At 63.4% G+C, this 20,251-nt stretch carries 16 protein-coding genes; 5 read left to right on the forward strand and 11 right to left on the reverse strand.

Annotated features, from left to right (window positions below; translation table 11 throughout):
* Positions 1 to 113: 113 nt before the first annotated feature.
* The 3 genes from AC0J5Z_RS04345 (at position 114) to AC0J5Z_RS04355 (ending at position 5,780) form a co-directional block, all read left to right on the forward strand.
* The gene (locus AC0J5Z_RS04345; RefSeq protein ID WP_475037675.1) at positions 114 to 1,601 is read left to right on the forward strand and encodes a CoA-acylating methylmalonate-semialdehyde dehydrogenase; all 1,488 of its coding nucleotides are present in this window, start codon (positions 114 to 116) and stop codon (positions 1,599 to 1,601) included.
* 26 nt (positions 1,602 to 1,627) lie between these two features.
* On the forward strand, positions 1,628 to 2,989 hold the full coding sequence (locus AC0J5Z_RS04350) for an aminotransferase class III-fold pyridoxal phosphate-dependent enzyme (RefSeq protein ID WP_475037676.1): 1,362 nt from the start codon (positions 1,628 to 1,630) through the stop codon (positions 2,987 to 2,989).
* A 154-nt stretch (positions 2,990 to 3,143) separates the two neighbouring features.
* Complete coding sequence (locus AC0J5Z_RS04355) at positions 3,144 to 5,780, forward strand: trehalase-like domain-containing protein (protein ID WP_475037677.1); 2,637 nt, start codon at positions 3,144 to 3,146, stop codon at positions 5,778 to 5,780.
* Positions 5,781 to 5,858: 78 nt separating this feature from the next.
* Here the strand turns inward: AC0J5Z_RS04355 and AC0J5Z_RS04360 are convergent, their stop codons facing one another.
* From AC0J5Z_RS04360 to AC0J5Z_RS04385, 6 genes are all read right to left on the reverse strand, one after another.
* Entirely contained in the window at positions 5,859 to 6,785 is a 927-nt protein-coding gene (locus tag AC0J5Z_RS04360; RefSeq protein WP_475037678.1) for an AEC family transporter, read from the reverse strand.
* 160 nt (positions 6,786 to 6,945) lie between these two features.
* Positions 6,946 to 7,377 (reverse strand): aspartate 1-decarboxylase, encoded by a 432-nt coding sequence (gene panD / locus AC0J5Z_RS04365; RefSeq protein ID WP_178995752.1) that lies wholly within the window; start codon positions 7,375 to 7,377, stop codon positions 6,946 to 6,948.
* A gap of 26 nt (positions 7,378 to 7,403) precedes the next feature.
* A complete protein-coding gene (locus AC0J5Z_RS04370) occupies positions 7,404 to 8,906 on the reverse strand; it encodes a rhamnulokinase (RefSeq protein ID WP_475037680.1) in 1,503 nt (500 codons plus the stop codon).
* A gap of 8 nt (positions 8,907 to 8,914) precedes the next feature.
* On the reverse strand, positions 8,915 to 10,945 hold the full coding sequence (locus tag AC0J5Z_RS04375) for a bifunctional aldolase/short-chain dehydrogenase (RefSeq protein ID WP_475037681.1): 2,031 nt from the start codon (positions 10,943 to 10,945) through the stop codon (positions 8,915 to 8,917).
* 4 nt (positions 10,946 to 10,949) lie between these two features.
* The gene (gene rhaI, locus AC0J5Z_RS04380) at positions 10,950 to 12,116 is read right to left on the reverse strand and encodes an L-rhamnose isomerase (protein WP_475037683.1); all 1,167 of its coding nucleotides are present in this window, start codon (positions 12,114 to 12,116) and stop codon (positions 10,950 to 10,952) included.
* Positions 12,113 to 12,520, reverse strand: coding sequence for an L-rhamnose mutarotase (locus tag AC0J5Z_RS04385; RefSeq protein ID WP_475037684.1), 408 nt, complete (start codon positions 12,518 to 12,520; stop codon positions 12,113 to 12,115). Before AC0J5Z_RS04385 ends, rhaI begins: the two co-directional genes overlap by 4 nt.
* A gap of 126 nt (positions 12,521 to 12,646) precedes the next feature.
* Here AC0J5Z_RS04385 and AC0J5Z_RS04390 point away from each other — a divergent pair, with 126 nt between their 5' ends.
* Entirely contained in the window at positions 12,647 to 13,663 is a 1,017-nt protein-coding gene (locus AC0J5Z_RS04390) for a LacI family DNA-binding transcriptional regulator (RefSeq protein ID WP_475037686.1), read from the forward strand.
* 85 nt (positions 13,664 to 13,748) lie between these two features.
* Here the strand turns inward: AC0J5Z_RS04390 and AC0J5Z_RS04395 are convergent, their stop codons facing one another.
* A complete protein-coding gene (locus AC0J5Z_RS04395) occupies positions 13,749 to 13,880 on the reverse strand; it encodes a hypothetical protein (protein ID WP_475035766.1) in 132 nt (43 codons plus the stop codon).
* An 81-nt stretch (positions 13,881 to 13,961) separates the two neighbouring features.
* Here AC0J5Z_RS04395 and AC0J5Z_RS04400 point away from each other — a divergent pair, with 81 nt between their 5' ends.
* The gene (locus AC0J5Z_RS04400; RefSeq protein WP_475035764.1) at positions 13,962 to 15,200 is read left to right on the forward strand and encodes an IS110 family RNA-guided transposase; all 1,239 of its coding nucleotides are present in this window, start codon (positions 13,962 to 13,964) and stop codon (positions 15,198 to 15,200) included.
* A gap of 82 nt (positions 15,201 to 15,282) precedes the next feature.
* Here AC0J5Z_RS04400 and AC0J5Z_RS04405 read toward each other — a convergent pair whose 3' ends face one another.
* The 4 genes from AC0J5Z_RS04405 to araB form a co-directional block, all read right to left on the reverse strand.
* A complete protein-coding gene (locus AC0J5Z_RS04405; RefSeq protein WP_475037687.1) occupies positions 15,283 to 16,179 on the reverse strand; it encodes an aldose 1-epimerase family protein in 897 nt (298 codons plus the stop codon).
* Positions 16,176 to 17,711 (reverse strand): L-arabinose isomerase, encoded by a 1,536-nt coding sequence (araA, locus tag AC0J5Z_RS04410; protein ID WP_475037688.1) that lies wholly within the window; start codon positions 17,709 to 17,711, stop codon positions 16,176 to 16,178. Before araA ends, AC0J5Z_RS04405 begins: the two co-directional genes overlap by 4 nt.
* A gap of 75 nt (positions 17,712 to 17,786) precedes the next feature.
* Positions 17,787 to 18,494: an L-ribulose-5-phosphate 4-epimerase gene (locus AC0J5Z_RS04415; protein WP_475037690.1), complete on the reverse strand. Its 708-nt coding sequence runs from the start codon at positions 18,492 to 18,494 to the stop codon at positions 17,787 to 17,789.
* Entirely contained in the window at positions 18,491 to 20,227 is a 1,737-nt protein-coding gene (gene araB / locus AC0J5Z_RS04420) for a ribulokinase (RefSeq protein WP_475037691.1), read from the reverse strand. Before araB ends, AC0J5Z_RS04415 begins: the two co-directional genes overlap by 4 nt.
* Positions 20,228 to 20,251 lie beyond the last annotated feature (24 nt).

The following is a 20,251-nucleotide window of genomic DNA, read 5'->3' on the forward strand; positions in this document are numbered from 1 at the left end:
CAGTGTAAGGCTCGCTGAGAATTCCTTTACACGTGGGCTCTTCTGCGCGGATTCGACGGCGGACAGACTGATTCCAACCTTCGAATCACGGCACCCTGCACCAAGGAGAACTCTTGAACACCATCGAGCACTGGATCAACGGCCGCTACGTCCCGGCCGGAGACCGAACGGCGTCCGTCACCAACCCCGCCACGGGGAAGGTGACCGGGCAGGTTGCTTTGGCCGGCGTCGATGAGGGTAATGCCGCCGTCGCCGCCGCGAAGGCAGCTTTCCCGGCATGGCGCGATACCTCTCTGGCACGCCGTACCCAGGTTCTTTTCGCTTTCCGTGAGCTCCTCAACTCCCGCAAGGACGAGCTCGCGGCGATTATCACGTCAGAGCACGGCAAGGTTCTGGACGATGCCTTGGGCGAGGTAACCCGCGGACAGGAAGTAGTGGAGTTCGCTTGCGGTATTCCGCACCTTCTCAAGGGCAGCTACACGGAGAACGCCTCTACCAAGGTGGACATCCACTCCATACGGCAGGCACTGGGCCCTGTGGCAATCATCAGCCCGTTCAACTTCCCCGCGATGGTGCCCATGTGGTTCTTCCCGATCGCGATCGCCGCCGGAAACACAGTGATCATCAAGCCGAGCGAGAAGGATCCCACAGCCGTCAATTGGATCGCCGAACTCTGGAAGGAAGCCGGGCTGCCCGATGGGGTCTTCAACGTCCTTCACGGGGACAAGGTGGCGGTTGATACCCTGCTGACGCACCCCGACGTCAAGGCCGTCTCCTTCGTGGGCTCAACCCCGATCGCCAAGTATGTCTACGAGACGGCCACCGCCCACGGCAAGCGGGTCCAAGCCCTGGGCGGTGCGAAGAACCACATGATCGTGCTGCCAGACGCCGACCTTGACCTCGCCGCCGACGCCGCCATCAACGCCGGCTTCGGTTCCGCGGGGGAACGCTGCATGGCTGTCTCGGCGCTCCTGGCTGTGGGCGAGATCGCCGATGCGCTGGTGGACAAGATCGCTGATCGTGCCCGAAGCCTGCGCACCGGCGACGGACTGCGGGGTTGCGACATGGGTCCCTTGGTGACGTCCCAGCACAGGGACAAGGTTTCGGGATACGTCGACGCCGGTGAAGCGGCAGGTGCCACGCTCGTCGTCGACGGTCGCGGCATCGTTCCCGACGCCGAAGGCGACGGTTTCTTCGTGGGCCCCACCCTGTTCGACCACGTCACCACGGACATGTCCATCTACCAGGACGAAATCTTCGGCCCGGTGCTGTCGGTGGTCCGGGTGGACAGCTATGACGAGGCCCTCGCCACCATCAACGCCAACCCGTACGGCAACGGCACTGCGATTTTCACGAACGACGGCGGTGCGGCCCGCCGCTTCGAGAACGAGGTTGAGGTGGGGATGGTGGGCATCAACGTCCCGGTTCCCGTGCCCATGGCCTACTACTCGTTCGGGGGCTGGAAGAACTCCCTGTTCGGCGATACCCATGCCCACGGCTCTGAGGGTGTCGGCTTTTTCACCCGAGGCAAGGCCGTCACCACCCGCTGGCTGGATCCCAGCCACGGCGGGATCAACCTCGGCTTCCCGCAGAACTCCTAAGTTCCGACGACGTCAGGAAAACCATCATGACCGCCATCCTTGAATCCGAACAGATGGACAGCGAGGCAGCCCAGCGTGCCTACGAACTGGACCGCAAGCACGTCTTCCACTCCTGGTCAGCGCAGGACACCTTGGATCCCATGGTCGTCAGCGCTGCCGAGGGCTCACACATCTGGGACGGTGAGGGCAACAAGTACCTCGACTTTTCTTCCCAGCTGGTCAACACCAACATCGGACACCAGCACCCGGCCGTAGTCGCAGCGATCGCTGCACAGGCAGCGAAGCTGTGCACGATTGCCCCCAGCTATGTCAACGACGCCCGATCGGAGGCCGCACGGTTGATCGCCGAGCGTACCCCTGGGGAGCTGGACCGGATCTTCTTCACCAACGGCGGGGCGGATGCCAATGAACATGCCGTCCGGATGGCCAGGCTGCATACGGGCCGCCACAAGGTCCTTTCCGCCTACCGCTCCTACCATGGCGGAACGCACTTGGCCGTGAACATCACCGGCGACCCCCGGAGGTGGGCCAGCGACAACGGATCGACAGGCACAATCCACTTCTTCCCGCCGTACCTCTACCGCACAGCCTTCCACTCCACTACCGAAACGGAGGAAGCCCAGCGGGCATTGGAACACCTGGAACAGCTCATCGAGTTCGAAGGTCCATCCAGCATCGCTGCGGTCATGCTGGAGAGCATCCCTGGAACGGCGGGAATATACGTTCCCCCGCCCGGGTACATGCAGGGGGTGCGGGAGTTGTGCACCAAGCATGGCATCGTCCTCATCGCCGATGAGGTCATGGCTGGCTTCGGACGCACCGGCAAGTGGTTCGCCGTCGAGCATTTTGACGTTGTTCCGGACCTGCTGACCTTCGCAAAGGGCGTGAACTCCGGCTACGTACCGCTCGGCGGCGTGGCTATCAGTCCGGAAATCGCAGCCACCTTTGGTACCCGCGCTTACCCCGGCGGGCTGACCTACTCCGGCCACCCATTGGCTACCGCGGCCGCCGTCGCCACCATCAACGCCATGGAGCGTGAAGGCGTTGTGCAGCACGCAGCAAGCCTCGGCGCCGAGGTGATAGGCCCGGCGCTCGCCGGATTCGTGGAACGTCACCCCTCTGTGGGCGAGGTGCGGGGCAGGGGTGTTTTCTGGGCTGTCGAGTTGGTCAAGGACCGTGCCACGCGTGAACCGCTGGCTCCGTACGGTTCTTCCAGCCCCGAGATGAACCAACTCGTGGCGGCCTGCAAGTCACGTGGGCTCATTCCCTTCGCGAACTTCAACCGCATCCATGTGGTTCCGCCCTGCAATATCAGCGTCGAGGATACCCGGACGGGCTTGGCTATCCTGGACGACGTCCTGGATATCGCGGACACGTTCGCGGCTTAGCGTCTATTGCCGGGTCCCGCCCCGCGCCGGTAGCGAGTGCGGGACCTCGCGCGCATAAATCCAAGGAAAAGCTTTACTTAATTGCAATCTACTAGGTAGGCAAGCGAAACCGTCCGGGCGGAGACTGTAGCTATCCGCTTCGGAAGGATTCGCCATGCCTACGCACTTGAACCAAGCAGTGGCCGACTCGGCGCTGCTGATGAAATCGCTCCCGCTTGGCCTCCTTCGGACAGTTCTCCAATCCGACGCGCAGAACGGCATCACTCCCCAATTGTTGTCGGAGCTCAGGGCCCTTGCCCGCGTCCCGGGCCTGCTGGTGGCGTGCAACTACGGTGGAACGCTTTGCTCCGCTGAGGGCGTGTCAACGGAAACCTTGCCGCTGGACAGCGCGGCGGTGGCACTCCGTGCGCTCGCCGCCTTACCCAACACGCACACGGCCATCATCTCCGGCAGGTCGTTGCGGGACCTCGCAGCGGTGTCACGCCTTCCGGCTGAGGTGCACTTGGTGGGTTCCCATGGCGTGGAGTTCGACATGGGATATGCCTATACGCTCTCGCTCGCCACGGAACAATTGCTTCAACAGGCTGCCACCGCCCTCACCGAAGCTGTTGGTTTTGAGAAAGGCATCAGCATCGTCCGCAAGCCTGTGGGCGTGGCTGTGCAAACACGGCCGGCGACGCCGGAGGTAGTGGAACGCGTGATTTTCCGCGCGCAGCAGATCGCCATCGAATGTGGGCTGTACTTCATCATCGATGGATCCGTGCTTGACCTCACCGTCGAAGAACCGGCCAAGGGCCAGGCGCTTGAGCAACTCCGCGCACGGCTCGGCGCGAGCGCTGCGCTGTACGCGGGCGACGCCGAGAGCGACGAAAAGGCGATCGCCACGCTGCGGGGACCGGACCTTGGATTGCACGTCGGGCCAGGGGATACGGCGGCGGCGCACACCATTCCGGATCCGGAAGCCTTTGCCCGCGTGCTGGCTCTGTTGTTCGAATTGCGGCGGGCGTGGCTGTTCGGCGAGGACGCGGTGGGCCTGGAACGGCATTCGATGATCGGCAATGGGAGCTCCACGGCATTGCTCACACCGGATGCGAAGGTCTGCTGGATGAGCCACCCATTGCCGGATTCGGGCTCTTTGTTCGCCCACATCCTCGGCGGCGACCCTGCGGGCCACTTCAGCGTCGAGCCCGTAAAGCCTTCGCAGGTTTTGGCGCAGCGGTACGTGGACAACACCATGATTGTGGAGACCCGGTGGGCTGATGTCACAGTGACCGACTACCTGGAGCCAGCACCGGAAGGTATTACCAGCCTGGTCCGAGTCCTCTCCGGCACGGGCACAGCCCGGGTGGTGTTTGCGCCCAGGCCCGATTACGCCAATGCCCCCTTCAACATGGAGATCCGTGGCGACGAAGTCCACATCATAGGAACGTCGGATCCGATCATCCTTTCCGCGCCAGGCGTCCCCTTCACCATCACCAGTGACGGTAAGTACGCCACCGCAACCGCCGAAATTCCCCTCCACTACGGTCAGGTGGTCCTGAATCTGCGCTGCGGCGACACTGAGCCGCCACCCGCAGACCCGGCGGGTGAACCATACCGGCGTGCCGCCGTCGGGCAGGTAGCGCGCGACTGGGTCAAAACGCTGCAGCTGCCCACCATCAAAACGTCCTTGGTCAGGCGCTCTGCGCTGGTGCTGAAGTCGCTTGTCCATGAGCCCACAGGCGCTGTGCTGGCCGCGCCCACCACATCGCTTCCTGAGGGCATCGGCGGAACCCGGAACTGGGACTACAGGTACTGCTGGCTGCGCGACGGGTCCATGACGGTGAATGCATTGGTGTCGTTGGGGTCCATGGAGGAAGCCGACGGCTTCCTGCGCTGGTTGAGTCGGATCCTTGAGAACGCTCCCGGCCCGGAATGGCTGCACCCCCTGTACTCCGTGACCGGCTCTCCGCTGTCCACGGAAGCAATCGTGGAGAGCCTGCCCGGTTATGCGGGCTCACGTCCGGTGCGCATTGGCAACGCGGCGGACCATCAGGTGCAGTTGGATGTGTTCGGACCTATCGCCGAACTGATCCACGATCTGGCCGAGCGCCGTGGGTTCTTGCCCGATGAACACTGGTTCCTCATGGAGCAAATGGCGCACGCGGTGCTTGCCCGTTGGCACGAGCCTGACCATGGGATCTGGGAAGCTCGCAAGCCGCCGCGGCACCACGTTTACACCAAGGTCATGTGTTGGGTAACGCTGGACCGGGCCTCGCGCACCGCCGCTCTGCACGGGCGTGAAGCTCATTCCGACTGGGCACCCACCGCACACACAATCCGCGAAGAAGTCCTTCACGAGGGCTGGGATTCGTCCGCCGCTTCCTACACCGTGGCATACGACAGCCCGGACCTCGACGCCGCCGTCCTCCACATCGGACTCTCCGGTCTCCTCGACGTGCGGGATCAGCGCTTCCTGGACACCGTCACTGCCGTTGAGCGCGAGTTGCGCGTCGGGCCCACCGTTTTCCGTTACAGGTACGACGACGGACTGCCGGGTTTGGAGGGCGGCTTCCACATTTGCACCACCTGGCTGATCGAGGCCTACCTTGCCGTTGGAAGGCTGGACGACGCGCTGGAGTTGTTCAACCAGTTGGTGGCGTTGTTTGGTCCCACAGGCCTGCTGCCGGAGGAGTACGATCCCGGCACGGAAACGCATCTGGGCAACCATCCGCAGGCGTACTCGCATCTGGGCTTCATCCGCTGCGCCCAGCTCCTGGACCACTACCTGGCCAGCGCAGACGTGGAGTAACCCAACTAGGTCGCAGCAGAGCGCGTTTTGAGCGCTGAAAACGCGCACAACTGCGACTCAGTTGGGGAAGCGGTGGGGCTACGCGAGGAGCAGAGCCACGGCGATCATTGCCGGCACCGCCACGATGGTGGTGATCAGGACAGTGTCCTTGGCCACGGTGACACCCGCTTGGTAACGGTTCGCCGCCACGAAGACATTCTGGGCCGTGGGAAGCGCAGACGTCACCACCACAGCGAACAGCGCGTGCCCGTCCATGCCCAGTGCGAAGCGCGCGAACAGGTAGGCGATCAGAGGGTGGACAATCAGCTTGAACCCGCTGGCCAGCAAGGTATCGAGCCTGCGCCCTGCGGCTTTTTGCAGCGGCTTGGATCCGTTCAGGCTCATGCCGAAGGACATCAGCATGGCCGGAATCGCGGCGCCGCCAATGAGGTGGATGGGCTCCAAAATCAGCCTCGGGACCTGGAAACCGGTGCCCGCAACCAGCAGGCCCAGTGCCGAGCCCACGATCATGGGGTTCTTCACGATCATCAGCAGGAAGCGGAGAAAGGTAGTTCGGTGCGTGCTGGTGCTGGCGTCGAGGGCCATCAGGTACATCGGCGTGAAGAACGCCAGCTGGAAGATCAACAGGGGGGCCACATAGCTGGCATCGCCCAACACAAACACAGCGATCGGGATGCCGAGGTTGGCTGAGTTGGCCAAGGACGCGCTCATGGATGACATGAGCGACTCCGGCAAACTGCGCTTCAACCAGAATTTCGCGATCAGGAAGAAGAGCAGGCCTGTTACGACAGCGCCCACCGCTGTAACGAGGAGGGGAGCGGCAAAGACGTCGTGCAGCTTTGCCTTGCTCAACGTCTCGAACAGGAGCGCCGGACTCGCCACGAAGAAAGTCAGCGAACTCAATACGGACCGGGCGTTCTCGCCCAGGATGTTGCGCCGTCCAACAAACATGCCCACCAGGATGATGGCCCACACCACGAAGAACCCGGACAGGACGCCGATCATGGCGTTGCGAGTGCAGAGATTCGTTGGGTCACGAATGACAGCTTAGCCACAAATGAGATCTGAGTAAGCGTTTTCTCAGGAGAGTTCCGTCATACGGACCCGTAACGCGCTCGACGTCGGCATTCACCTGAGTGCCGACGTCGAGCGTTGTTGTGGGGCGTTAGCTGAGGTGCGCTGCGTTACTGAGCGCATGCGGCGGACGCATAAGCCCGGGCGTGTGGCCCTCGGCGGGGTCGTTGCCGAGCTGCAGGATCTTGTTGTCCTTGCCCACGTGGACAACCCGGGGCTCGTATGTCCGGGCCTCTTCCGTGGTCATCTCCGCGTAGGTGATGAGGATGACGGTGTCACCAACGTGGACCATGTGGGCTGCCGCGCCGTTGATCCCGATCACGCCGGAACCGCGTTCACCGGCGATAGTGTACGTCTCCAGCCGGGCGCCATTGGTCACATCCACAATGGAGACGAGCTCGCCAGGAAGGATGTCGGCCGCGTCCAGGAGGTCCAGGTCGACAGTGACCGAACCGACGTAGTGGAGGTCGGCGTGGGTCACCGTTGCGCGGTGGATCTTGGACTTGAACATTGTGCGGATCATAATGCGATCAGTTTAGCGCGGCACCCTCATCCGGCGCTGTGACGTACCAGACGTTCAGCTGGCTCGTAGCGTTCCAGACTGGTCCCCGCCACCACCAGCGCACGCAGCTCGGCCAGCCCACCGGTCACCACTCCGGCTGCCCGTGCCTGGACCAGGACATTGCCCTGGGCCGTCGCTTCAACAGGTCCCGCGATCACGGGCTTGCCGGTTGCGTCAGCAGTGAGCTGGCACAGTAGCCGGTTCTGCGAACCGCCGCCCACGATGTGCACCACTCCCGTCCTGCGATCGGTAAGCCTTTCGGCGTCGGCAAGCGTGCGCGCGTAACCTGCGGCGAGGCTATCCATGATGCAACGCACGACGGCGGCAGGCCGGTCCGGGAGCACGGCACCTGTGTTGCGCACTGCCGCACGGATACGGTCCGGCATGTTGTCCGGGGCTGTAAAAGCGGGGTCATCGACATTGATCTGCGGGCCGCCAGCAGGGAGTACCGCTGCCGAGTCGAGCAAGGCCGGTAGCGATTGGCTGAACCCCTGCGCGGCCCAGGAGCGCTGGCATTCACTCAAAAGCCAGAGGCCGCCGACGTTGCGCAGGTACCGGATGGTTCCGTCCACGCCGCGTTCGTTGGTGAAGTTGGTATTGCGGCTCGCCTCCGTGAGAACGGGGTGCGGAAGTTCCACGCCTACCAAGGACCACGTGCCGGAGGAGATATAGGCGAAATTCTGTTCCTGCGCGGGTACGGCGGCGACGGCTGACGCAGTGTCGTGCGAACCCACAGCAACCACCGTGGTGGCTGCGGGCAGGCCCGTCTGTTCAAGGATGGACGGCAGGAGTGTTCCGAGGGATTGGCCGGGCTGGATGAGCGGCGGGAAGATGTTCCGGGGTAGGCCGAGGGCGTCCAGGAACTCCGTGGCCCATTCGCCCGCCACTGCATCGAAAAGCCCTGTTGTTGAGGCATTGGTGGCCTCCGTCCGCCGTTTTCCCGTGAGGAGGAACGCGATCAGGTCCGGGATGAGGAGGGGGTGGACGCCGTCCAGTGTCGGCTCCGCAGCCAGTTGATACAGGGTGTTGAACTGCAGGTACTGCAAGCCGGTTGTGGCGTACAGTTTCTCCGGAGGAATCGCTGCATGGACCCGCTCCACGGTGGCTCGGCTGCGCTCATCCCGGTAGCTGTAGGGTTGCGCGGTGAGTTCGCCGGCCTTGTTCACCAGGCCGTAGTCGACAGCCCAGGTGTCGATGCCGATGCTCACGATGCGCTCGCCGTTCACATGCGCCACGTCAGCGGCGGCCGCAAGGCCCTTGAGCACCTCCGCGAACAGGGCGTCGAAGTCCCAGCGGAGGCCGCCGTCGAGTTCCACTGCGCCGTTGGGGAAGCGGTGGATCGTCTCAAGGAAAACGCCTGTGGAGGGGGAGACGCGGCCGAGCATGACGCGGCCGGATGAAGCCCCAATATCTATGGCGGCGAACACGCTGTTTGAGGACACCGCCCCGGCGTGGGCCGGGACGGTGTTCGCGGTGGTTCCGTCGGTCACTGTCGGTCCTAGCGCAGGAAGGCTGCCGCTACGCCGGCGTCCACGGGGATGTGGAGGCCGGTGGTGTGGGACAGTTCGTTGCTGGTAAGCACGGACGCGGCGTTGGCGACATGTTCGGGCAGGACTTCGCGCTTGAGGAGCGTGCGCTGGGCGTAGTATTTGCCCAGTTCCTGCTCGTCCACGCCGTACACGGCCGCGCGCTTGGCGCCCCAGCCGCCGGCGAAGATGCCGGAGCCGCGGACCACGCCGTCGGGGTTGATGCCGTTGACGCGGACACCGTATTCGCCCAGTTCGGCGGCGAGGAGGCGGACCTGGTGGGCTTGGTCGGCCTTGGTGGCGGAGTAGGCAATGTTGTTGGGGCCGGCGAACACGGAGTTCTTGGAGGAGATGTAGATGATGTCTCCGCCCAGGCCCTGATCGATCATCACCTTGGCCGCGGCCTTGGACACCAGGAATGAACCCTTGGCCATGACGTTGTGCTGCAGGTCCCAGTCCTTCTCGGTGGTTTCCAGCAGCGGCTTGGAGATGGACAGGCCGGCGTTGTTCACCACCAGGTCCAAGCCACCGAACGCGAGCACGGCCTCCTGGATCGCTGCTGCGATCTGGGCTTCGTCTGTCACGTCAGCCTGGACGCCGATGGCGACGTCGGGTCCGCCCAGTTCCGCGGCGACTGCCTGGGCATTCTCAAGGTTCAGGTCGGCAATCACTACGCACGCGCCGTCGGACGCCAAACGGGTGGCGATCGCCTTGCCGATGCCCGACGCCGCCCCGGTCACCAGTGCGATGCGGGTGGCATGGGACTTGGGCTTAGGCATGCGGGCGAGCTTGGCTTCTTCCAGCGCCCAATACTCGATGCGGAACTTCTCGGATTCCTCGATCGGGGCGTAGGTGGAGATGGCCTCGGCGCCCCGCATCACGTTGATGGCGTTGATGTAGAACTCGCCGGCGACGCGGGCGGTCTGCTTGTCCTTGCCGAAGGAGAACATGCCCACGCCCGGGACCAACACGATCGCCGGGTCCGCGCCGCGCATGGCCGGGCTGTTTTCGTCAGCGTGCCGGTCGTAGTACGCCTGGTAGCCCTCACGGTAGGCGGCGTGGAGTTCCTTCAACCGGGTGACGGAATCCTCGATCGTGGCGTCCGCGGGCAGGTCCAGGACCAGCGGCTTGACCTTGGTGCGCAGAAAGTGGTCCGGGCAGGAGGTACCCAGCGCGCCGAGCCGCGGGTGCTCTTCCGCGGCAAGGAATTCAAGCACGACGGCGTCATCACTAAAGTGCCCCAGCTGCGGTTTATCCGTGGAGGCCAGGCCGCGGATCACGGGTGCGAGGGCGGCTGCCTTGGCTTCGCGCTCGGCAACGGGGAGCGCAGAGTAGCCGGGGAGCTTGGCGCCGAAAGGTTCGGACTTGCCGTTTTCCGTGATGTAGTTTTCGGCTTGATCGATGATCCAGAGCGAGTTGGCCTCGGCCTCTTCGCTGGTGGCGCCCCAGGCGGTGATGCCGTGGCCGCCCAGGATGGTGCCGATGGCCTGCGGGTTTGCTTCCTTGATCGCGGCGATGTCCAAGCCCAGCTGGAAACCGGGGCGACGCCAAGGAACCCAGACAACCTTGTCGCCGAACACCTTGGAGGTCAGCGCTTCGCCGTCCACCGCGGTGGCGATGGCGATGCCCGAGTCCGGGTGCAGGTGGTCAACATGTGCAGCGTCCACCAGGCCGTGCATGGCGGTATCGATCGAGGGAGCCGCGCCGCCCTTGCCGTGCAGGCAGTAATCGAACGCGGCCACCATTTCGTCTTCACGCTCGACGCCGGGGTAAACGGACTTCAGGGCCTGCAGCCGGTCCAGCCGGAGCACAGCAAGGTTCTCCGCCTTCAGCGTGCCGAGGTCCCCGCCGGAGCCCTTGATCCACAGGAGTTCGACGTCCTGGCCCGTGACAGGGTCCTTCTCGGTGCCCTTCGCGGAGGTGTTGCCGCCGGCGAAGTTGGTGTTCCGTTTGTCCGCGCCAAGGCGGTTGGAACGGGAGATCAGTTCTTCAACAGTGCTCATAGCTTTATGCGCCCCATCCGGCTTGCTGGCCGCCTGCGCGGTCCTCGTTGATCTTCTTCTGGTATCCGCTGGCCTTGTAAGCGGCCATCGGGTCGGCGGGCAGGCCGCGGGATTCACGCCACTCGGCCAGGACCGGGCGGACATCGGTGTAGAAGGCATCGTTGAAGATGCCGTTGGCGGCCAGGACATCGCCGGCACGCTGGGCCTCGGAGAGTGCGGCGGTGTCAACGAGCAACGCACGGGCCGTCATTTCCTGGACGTTAAGGACCGAGCGGATCTGGCCCGGGATCTTCTCTTCCAGGTTGTGGCACTGGTCCAGCATCAAGGCAACGCCTGAGTCCTTACCGAAGCCGCCACCCCGGATGACCTCGTGCATGATCCGGAACAACTGGAAGGGATCGGCCGCGCCAACAATGAGGTCATCGTCCGCATAGAAGCGGGAGTTGAAGTCGAAGGAGCCCAGCTTTCCCAGGCGCAGGAGCTGCATCACGATGAACTCGATGTTGGTGCCCGGAGCATGGTGACCGGTATCCAGACACACGAACGCCTTCTCACCCAGGGCAAGGGTCTGCGCATACGAGGTACCCCAGTCCGGAACATCGGTGTGGTAGAAAGCGGGCTCGAAGAACTTGTACTCCAAGACCAGGCGCTGCTCGTCTCCGAGGCCCGCGTAGATCTCTTGGAGGCTCTCCGCGAGGCGGTCCTGGCGTCCGCGGATGTCGTCCTGGCCCGGGTAGTTGGTGCCGTCGGCGAGCCAGATTTTCAGGTCCTTGGAACCGGTGGCGTGCATGATCTCGATGCATTCGAGATGGTGGTCGATCGCGCGGCGGCGCACGGACTCGTTGGACGAGGTCAGGGACCCGAACTTGTATTCGTCATCCTGGAAGGTGTTGGAGTTGATAGTGCCCAGTCCCACGCCCAGCCCGGCGGCGTATTCGCGGAGGGCTGCGTAGTCATCCACCTTGTCCCACGGAATGTGCAGGGCCACGGTGGGGGCCAGGCCGGTGAGCTCGTGGACCTTGGCGGCGTCGGCAATCTTTTCCTGGACGGTGCGCGGAGTACCCGGGGTGCCGAAGACCTTGAACCGGGTCCCGGAGTTGCCGTAGGCCCAGGACGGCACTTCAATGGCCAGTTCCCCTAGACGGCCCAGGGCCGGTTCTGTGGTGTTCATGCTTGTTCCTTTTGGTATTCGTTGGCTTGGTCTTTGTCTATGTGTGTGGTGCTGGTGTCATCTGTGACGAAGCCAGCAGCGGCAAGCTGGTCTTCGAGGTTGAAAACTTCCTCGACGACCTCAAAGCCCTGGTCTGGAGGGACGTCGGTGTCGGCGAAAAGGGTGGCCATCTCGGCCTGCCAGCGGGCGTTAACCTCTGTCACGGCCATGCGGGCTTGGGCTGCCTCGTAGTCCTCGCACTCCAGATAGCCGATCAATTGGCCGTCCCGAGCGAGGAACAGTGAGTAGTTGTTCCAGCCGGCGTTCTTCAGTGCGGACAGCATTTCCGGCCATACGGCGGCGTGGCGCTGCTTGTACTCGGCCATCAGCTCCGGCTGGACTGAAGAGCGGAAACAAACCCTCATGTGCGGATCTCCAGGGTCACTCGTCTTTGAATCGTTTCATTTGTTACGATTCAAATTACCCTCGTAAACGGGAGGGTGTCAAGGCGTTTCCAACACATTGACGTAAGCCAGCGGAGATCGGAAAGCATGTCCCAGACAACGAGCATCAAAGACGTTGCCTCCCACGCCCAAGTAGCAGTGGGAACTGTTTCCAATGTGCTGAATTATCCGGACAGGGTTTCGCAGAGGACCAAGGAACGCGTCCTGAAATCCATCGCTGAACTTGGCTTCGTCCGCAACGACGCCGCCCGCCAGCTACGCGCCGGGCAGAGCCGGACCATCGGCTTGATCGTGCTCGACGTTGGAAACCCCTTCTTCTCGTCCGTGGCTCGTGCGGCGGAAGATGCGGCGACGGCTTTGGGCAGTGTCGTCCTGGTGGGGGATAGCGGCCAGGATGCCTCACGCGAAGCCCACTACATGGACCTTTTCCAAGAGCAGCGTGTCCAAGGCCTGCTGATTTCGCCGGTTGGCGACGTCGGAGAAAGGATCGACACGCTCCGCGAACGGGGAGTCCCCACCGTCCTGGTGGACGAACTCGCGGACACCGAACGCTGCAGCTCAGTGTCCGTGGACGACGACGAAGGCGGATATCTGGCCGCCCGGCACCTACTGGACACGGGGCGTCGTCGTCTGGCCTTTGTTGGCACGCCGTCCATCCGTCAGGTTGCCAGCCGACTTAAGGGCGCGCAGCGTGCTGTCGGAGAAGTGTCCGGTGCCAGCATAGAGGTGCTCGACTCCGAAGGGCAGACAGTCCTAACCGGCCGGCAGGTAGGCAACAAGCTGGTGGAACGCTCGCCGGAGAAGCGGCCTGAGGCCGTATTCTGCTCCAACGACCTTTTGGCCCTCGGCGTCATGCAGTCTCTGACCATGCTTCGGACCATTCGTATCCCGGAGGACATCGCCCTCATTGGCTATGACGACATCGACTTCGCAATCTCCGCAGTGGTCCCCCTGTCCTCCATCCGCCAGCCGACCGAAGCATTGGGCCGCACGGCAATCGAACTGCTCGCCGAGGAACAGGACAGCGGCGGAACCAAACACCGGGCAGTGGTGTTCACGCCCGAACTGGTGGTCCGCCAAAGCACGGCCGGCGCAGGTAGCTAACGTCAGGGCACCCAAGTAGCGGTCAGGCGGCGCTGCCGCACCGTGGTGTTAGAAAGTGTGTGCGGGGTGTAACACGGGTCTGTTGTTACCGGGCGGGGCGGTGGATCATGGGATTGTCTGCTGTGGTTGAGGTCGCTGTGACCTTGGTGCCTTTGTGCCCGTCAAGTAGCGTGACCCGGAGGACTCCACGGGCACCGTGGATTGTTGCTTTGAGCACGAGTGTTAGATTCCTGAATAGTTTCCCTGTCCTCCCCGTGGCAGACACCTAACTAAGGAGCTACAGGGGTAGGAGGGTGCAATGGATATCGTGCACGAGCGGGCCGCGGGGTTGGATATTTCCAAGCGGGACGCGAAGGTCTGTGTCCGGGTTCCGGGGACGCGGGCGGGGACTTACATCTCACGGGTTACGACCTGGGGTGCAACCACACAATCGATCTTGGAACTGCGGGACTTCCTGGAGCGTGAACGGGTTTCTGCCGTGGTGATGGAAGCGACCAGCGATTACTGGAAGCCCTTCTTCTATCTGTTTGAAGAGACGTTGCCGGTGATGCTGGTCAATGCCAAGGCTGCACGGAATATCCCCGGGCGCAAAACCGATGTTTCGGACGCGGCGTGGTTGGCGCAGTTGGCCGCTTACGGGTTGCTCAAGGGTTCCTTTGTTCCACCCGAGCCAATCCGTGAACTCCGGGACCTGACCCGCGCCCGTGCTATCGCCGGCAGGGACAGGACCCGAGAGATCCAGCGGCTGGAGAAATTTCTGGAGAGCTCGGGAATCAAGCTTTCCTCGGAGGTCTCGGACCTGATGGGGGTCTCGTCCAGAGAGATGCTTGAGGCCTTGATCAGCGGAGAACGTGATCCTCAGGTATTGGCAGGAATGGCTCGAGGAACCTTGCGCTCCAAAGTCCCTGCCCTTGTTGATGCCCTTACCGGCAGGTTCAAGCCTCACCACGCATTCATGGCAAGGCTGCATCTGGACCAGATCGATGCCCAGACCCGAACCATTGAGGCGCTCACCGGGCGGATCGAGGAGGCTATGGAACCCTTTCGTGAAGCCAGGCAGGCCCTGGCCACCATCCCCGGAGTATCCCTCAAAGTTGCCGAAGTGATCATCGCCGAAACCGGTGCAGACATGCGCGTCTTCGAAACGCCGGCCCGGCTCGCGTCCTGGGCCGGCGTCTGTCCCAGCGCCAATGAATCCGCCGGGAGGATCAAGTCCAGCCACATCATGCCCGGCAACAAATACCTCAAAGCCGCTCTCGGCACCTCAGCCCTATCAGCGACACGAACGCAAGGCACGTACCTCGCAGCCAGATACCACCGCATAGCAGCCCGCCGCGGACCCATGAGAGCGGTCGTAGCGATCGAGCATTCCATCCTGACAGCGGCATGGCACATGCTCGCCAACGGCGAGTGCTACACCGACCCGGGCGCAGACCACTTCACCCGCATCAACCCATCCCGCGCGAAAAACAACGCCATCAAACAACTCAACAACCTCGGCTACAACGTCACCATCAGCCCAACCACCGCAGCCTGAGTCACCACTACTTTCGTATTAGGTCGCAGTAGTGCGCGTTTTGAACGTCCAAAACGCGCACTACTGCGACCCAGTTGGGCAACTACAGCGCGTAGATGCTCCACGACGCCGTGTGCTCGGAGCCGGGTTCCAGTCGGATCAGGTCCGTGCCGCTGTTGAAGGCGTCGGGCGGGCAGGTCATGGGTTCCACGGCGAGGCCGATCCGGCTCGGAACCGGTGCCGGCTTGTCCGCCGTGTGGACCTGCAGCCAGGGGCAGCTTTCGTCCCAGGACATTCCGACGCCGGTGCCCGCCGGGTCCCGTACGGAAAGCCGCGCCAGACCGCCGTCAAACGATATGCCTGTGAAGGCGTGGTCGATCTCGGTGCTGCCGATGGGCCGGGCAGTACGGAAGTCGAAAGCGTGACCCGCCACGCCCACAACCCCAACTGGCAGCAGCCTGTCCGGGGTGACTTCCAGGAAGGAATCCGCAGCAAACTCAAGGACCCACTCATTCAGGGGTGACGAGCCAGCCACCAGGTACGGGTGCGGGCACACGCCATAGGGAGCGGCGACGTCGGCAGCGTTCCGTGCTGTGACCGACGTGTGAAGGCCGGTGTCGTCCAATGCGAACCTGGCCGAAAGCTCCAGAACGAACGGGTAGCCCGCAGTCGGCCCCACCGTACACGTCAAGGTGAGCGACCCGGCGTCGGACTCTTTCAGGACCCAATCGAGCGGGAAGGCGAGGCCGTGCAGCGCTGTTACCCGCTCAGGTTCGTTGACCGGAAGCTGGTGCTCGACGCCGTCGAAGCTGTACTTGCCGTCAGCGATCCGATTAGGCCACGGCGCGGCGATGATGCCGCGGTAATCCGGAATCGGACCGCCCTCAGGAAACGGGACCACGAGGTCGCGGCCCTCGTGTTGCAGGAGGCGCAGCGCGGCCGCGCGGGCGGAGACGATTGCCGTGTATCCGCCGGCGCTCAGCGTGAATTCAGAGCTCACAGGCCGCCGGCCAGCTTGTAGTAGGCGGCGTTCCAGTTGAGTTCCTTCTTGAACTGTTTGATGGTGGTGTCCTCATCGATGGTGAGAAGTTCGGTCTTGGCAATTTCGGCGAAGTCCTCGAACACGTCCAGGCCCACCTGCGTGGACAATACCGTGTGGTGCGCGGCGCCGGCGGTGAGCCACGCTGCTGCCGAGGTGGCGAAGTTGGGCTTGGGCTCCCAAAGTGCGCGGGCAACCGGCAGGTTGGGCAGCGGCTGGTCGAGATCGACGACGTCCACCACGTTCGCGACCAGGCGGAACCGATCGCGCATATCGGACAGCGCCACCACGATGCCGGGGCCCGCGTCCGTGTCGAACACCATGCGGACGGGATCTTCCTTGCCGCCGATGCCCAAGGGGTGGATCTCGACGCGCGGCTTCTTGGCGGTCAGGGACGGGCAGACTTCCAGCATGTGCGCGCCCAGGATCTTCTCCGAGCCAGGCTCAAGGTGGTAGGTGTAGTCCTCCATCAGCGAGGCGCCGCCGGGCAGGTCGCCACCCATAACCTTGGCCGCGCGGACCAGGATGGCGGTCTTCCAGTCGCCCTCGGCGCCGAAGCCGTAGCCATCGGCCATGAGGCGCTGGACGGCCATGCCGGGAAGCTGGCGCAGCGCGCCCAGGTCCTCGAAAGAAGTGGTGAACGCTGCAGAACCGTTGGCTTCCAGGAAGCTGCGGAGCCCCAGCTCGATGCGGGCGCTGTAGCGCAGCGACTCGTGGCGGTCGCCGCCTGCTTTCAGCTCGTCAACCACCTCATAAAGTCGCTCGTACTCGGCAACCAAGGCGTCGACGTCGGACTCTGCAGCACCGTGTACTGCGTCGGCGAGTTCGTTGACCGACCAGGTGTTCACCGAGACGCCGAAGCGCAGCTCGGCTTCGGTCTTGTCGCCTTCGGTGACGGCAACATTGCGCATGTTATCGCCGAAACGGGTCAGCTTCAGCGCGCGGACGGCCGCCCAGCCGGCCGAGGCACGCTGCCAGGCGCCCACTTGGCGGGCAACCTCAGGGTTGCTGACATGCCCGACGACGGTCTTCCGCGGCACGCCGAGGCGCGACTGGATGTACCCGAACTCGCGGTCTCCGTGGGCTGCCTGGTTGAGGTTCATGAAGTCGAAGTCGATATCAGCCCACGGAAGATCCCGGTTGGCCTGGGTGTGCAGGTGAAGCAGGGGCTTACGCAGGGCGTCCAGGCCCTGGATCCACATCTTGGCGGGGCTGAACGTGTGCATCCAAGCGGTCACACCGATCACGGAATCGTTCGAGTTCGCTTCCAGTGCGGTGCGGCGGATGGCGCCGGAATCGGTGAGGACCGGCTTCCACACGAGCTTAACGGGGACATCGCTGCTGGCATTCAGGGCGTTGGCGATCTCCTGCGACTGCGCTGCCACCTGCTTGAGGACGTCTTCGCCATACAGGTGCTGGCTGCCGGTGAGGAACCAGACCTCGAACTGTTCGAGGGACGTGTTGTTGGCGGAAGTGCTGTTGGCGCTGGGCATATTGTGCTCCTGAAGTATGGTGTTCCGAGTTGTGTCTACGGCGCTGAAAGCGGCGGCTTTTTGAGCCGTTGCGCTTTAGCGGCCGTAAACGTTCTGGTATCGGTCGTAGAGGGACTCGATCTTGGCTTGATCGATGGGCAGCGGCTCGCCCAGTTGACGGGAAATATGGACTGTCCTGGCCACTTCCTCGCACATGACGGCGGCCTTGACCGCCTCGCGGGCGGACTTGCCGATGGTGAAGGGGCCGTGGTTTTGCATAAGCACCGCGGGGGAGTTGGAGTTCTTGAGTGTCTCAACGATGCCCTGCCCAATGGAGTCGTCGCCGATCAGCGCGAACGGTCCCACTGGAATGGGTCCGCCGAATTCGTCGCCCATCATGGTCAGTACGCACGGGATTTCCTCGCCACGTGCAGCCCAGGCCGTAGCGTAGGTGGAGTGGGTGTGCACCACGCCACCCACCTCCGGCATGTGCCGGTAGACGTAGGCATGCGCGGCGGTATCCGATGACGGAGAGAGGTCCGGGTTGCCCCAGTCCACAGTCCCGGCGCTTCCGGTGTTGATGCCTCGAACCGGAGTGCCGTAGAGGTCGGTGACCACCATAAGCTCGGGCGTGAGGTTGTCATAGGAGACTCCCGATGGCTTGATGACCATGAGGTCATGGCCCGGGATCCGACCCGAAACGTTGCCCGCGGTCCAAACCACCAGTTCGTAACGGGTCAGCTCGGCGTGCAGCTCGCAGACTTCCTTGCGGACCCTTGCGATGGTTTCCAGCAGGGCGCTCATGCGGAGGCTCCTTCCAAGGTGCTGGCCTGGTTCGCTGAACCGTGGGCTGCCGAGCCTTGGATCGCGGCGCGTTGGATGGCCTTGAGGCGGTGCATGACGTTGTTGGTACCTCGGCCGAAGTAGTCGTGCAGGGCGCGGTATTCCTGGAAGAGGACCTCGTAGGCGGCCACGTTTTCCGGGCTGGGCGTGTAGACGGCGCCGGGAGCAGCAGCCATGGAGGCGGCGGCTTCACGGATGTCCTTGTATTTCCCTGCGGCCACGGCTGCGTGGATTGCCGATCCCAGCGCAGGACCCTGCTCCGATCCGATGGTGGAGAGCTGCAGGCCGGTAATGTCGGCGTACACCTGCATCAGGAACTTGTTCTTCAGGAGCCCGCCGGCCACGATGAACTCCTTGACCGGGACGCCGGAGTCGCGGAAAGCGTCCACGATGGTGCGGGTTCCGAAAGCTGTGGCTTCCAGCAGCGCCCGGTACGTGTCTTCGGGCTTGGTGGCCAGGGTCTGGCCCACCACCACGCCGGAAAGTTCGTGGTCAACCAGCACTGAGCGGTTGCCTGAGTGCCAGTCCAAAGCAATCAGCCCGTGCTCGCCGATGGCCTGCTGCTCCGCGAGTTCCGTGAGGTATTCGTGGATGCCCAGACCTTTGTCTTTGGCGGCTTGGTGGTATTCGGGCGGTACTCCGTTCTTGGTGAACCAGCCGAAGATGTCGCCCACACCGGACTGGCCTGCTTCATAGCCCCACAGCCCATCCACGATGCCGCCGTCGACTACTCCGCACATGCCGGGGACTTCACGGAGGACGTCGCCGTTCATCACGTGGCACGTGGAGGTTCCCATGATCGCGACGAGTTGTCCGGGTTCAACAGCGTTTGCGGCCGGCGCGCTGACGTGTGCGTCCACGTTGCCTACTGCCACTGCGATTCCCGCAGGAAGCCCGGTCCATGCCGCGGCTTCTTCAGTGAGGTAACCGGCGGCGTCGCCCAAGCGGCCAATAGTGTGTTCCAGCTTGCTGCTGACAAAGTCCTTGAAATCAGGATTGAGAGCCGCCAGGAAGTCCTGGGACGGGTACTTTCCGTCCTGGAAGATGCCCTTGTAGCCGGCGGTGCAGGCATTGCGGACGTAGCTTCCGCAAAGCTGCCAGACAATCCAGTCGGCTGCCTCAACCCAGTGGTCCATGGCGCCGTAGACTTCCGGATCCTCCTCAAGGAGCTGCAATCCCTTGGCGAACTCCCACTCGGAGGAGATCAGGCCACCGTAGCGGGGCAGCCAGGATTCGCCACGTTCCTCTGCAAGCTGGTTGATGCGATCAGCCTGCGGCTGCGCGGCGTGGTGACGCCACAGCTTGACGAAGGCGTGCGGCCGGTCCGCGAAGCGTTCCAGTTCGTTCAGCGGCGTGCCGTCTGCCGTTGTCGGAACCATGGTGCAGGCGGTGAAGTCGGTGGCGATACCCACCACATTGCCCGGGTTGATTCCGGCATCGGCGACGGCGGCTGGCACGGCATTGCGCAGGACGTCGCGGTAGTCGTTGGGTACTTGAAGCGCCCAGTCGGCCGGCAACCGCTGGCTGCTACCGGGCAGGTTTTCCGTCACGACGGCATGCGGGTATTCGAAGACGCCGTTTCCGAGCTCCGCGCCGTCAGATACACGAACCACGACGGCGCGGCCGGACAAAGTGCCATAGTCCACACCGATGACGAACTGCTCGTCGAGGGGGAGGTTTTCAGAGGTATTCATGGGGGTCTCCATCCGGCTGGCCAA

The organism is Paenarthrobacter sp. TRD_SC_7, from assembly GCF_056156245.1.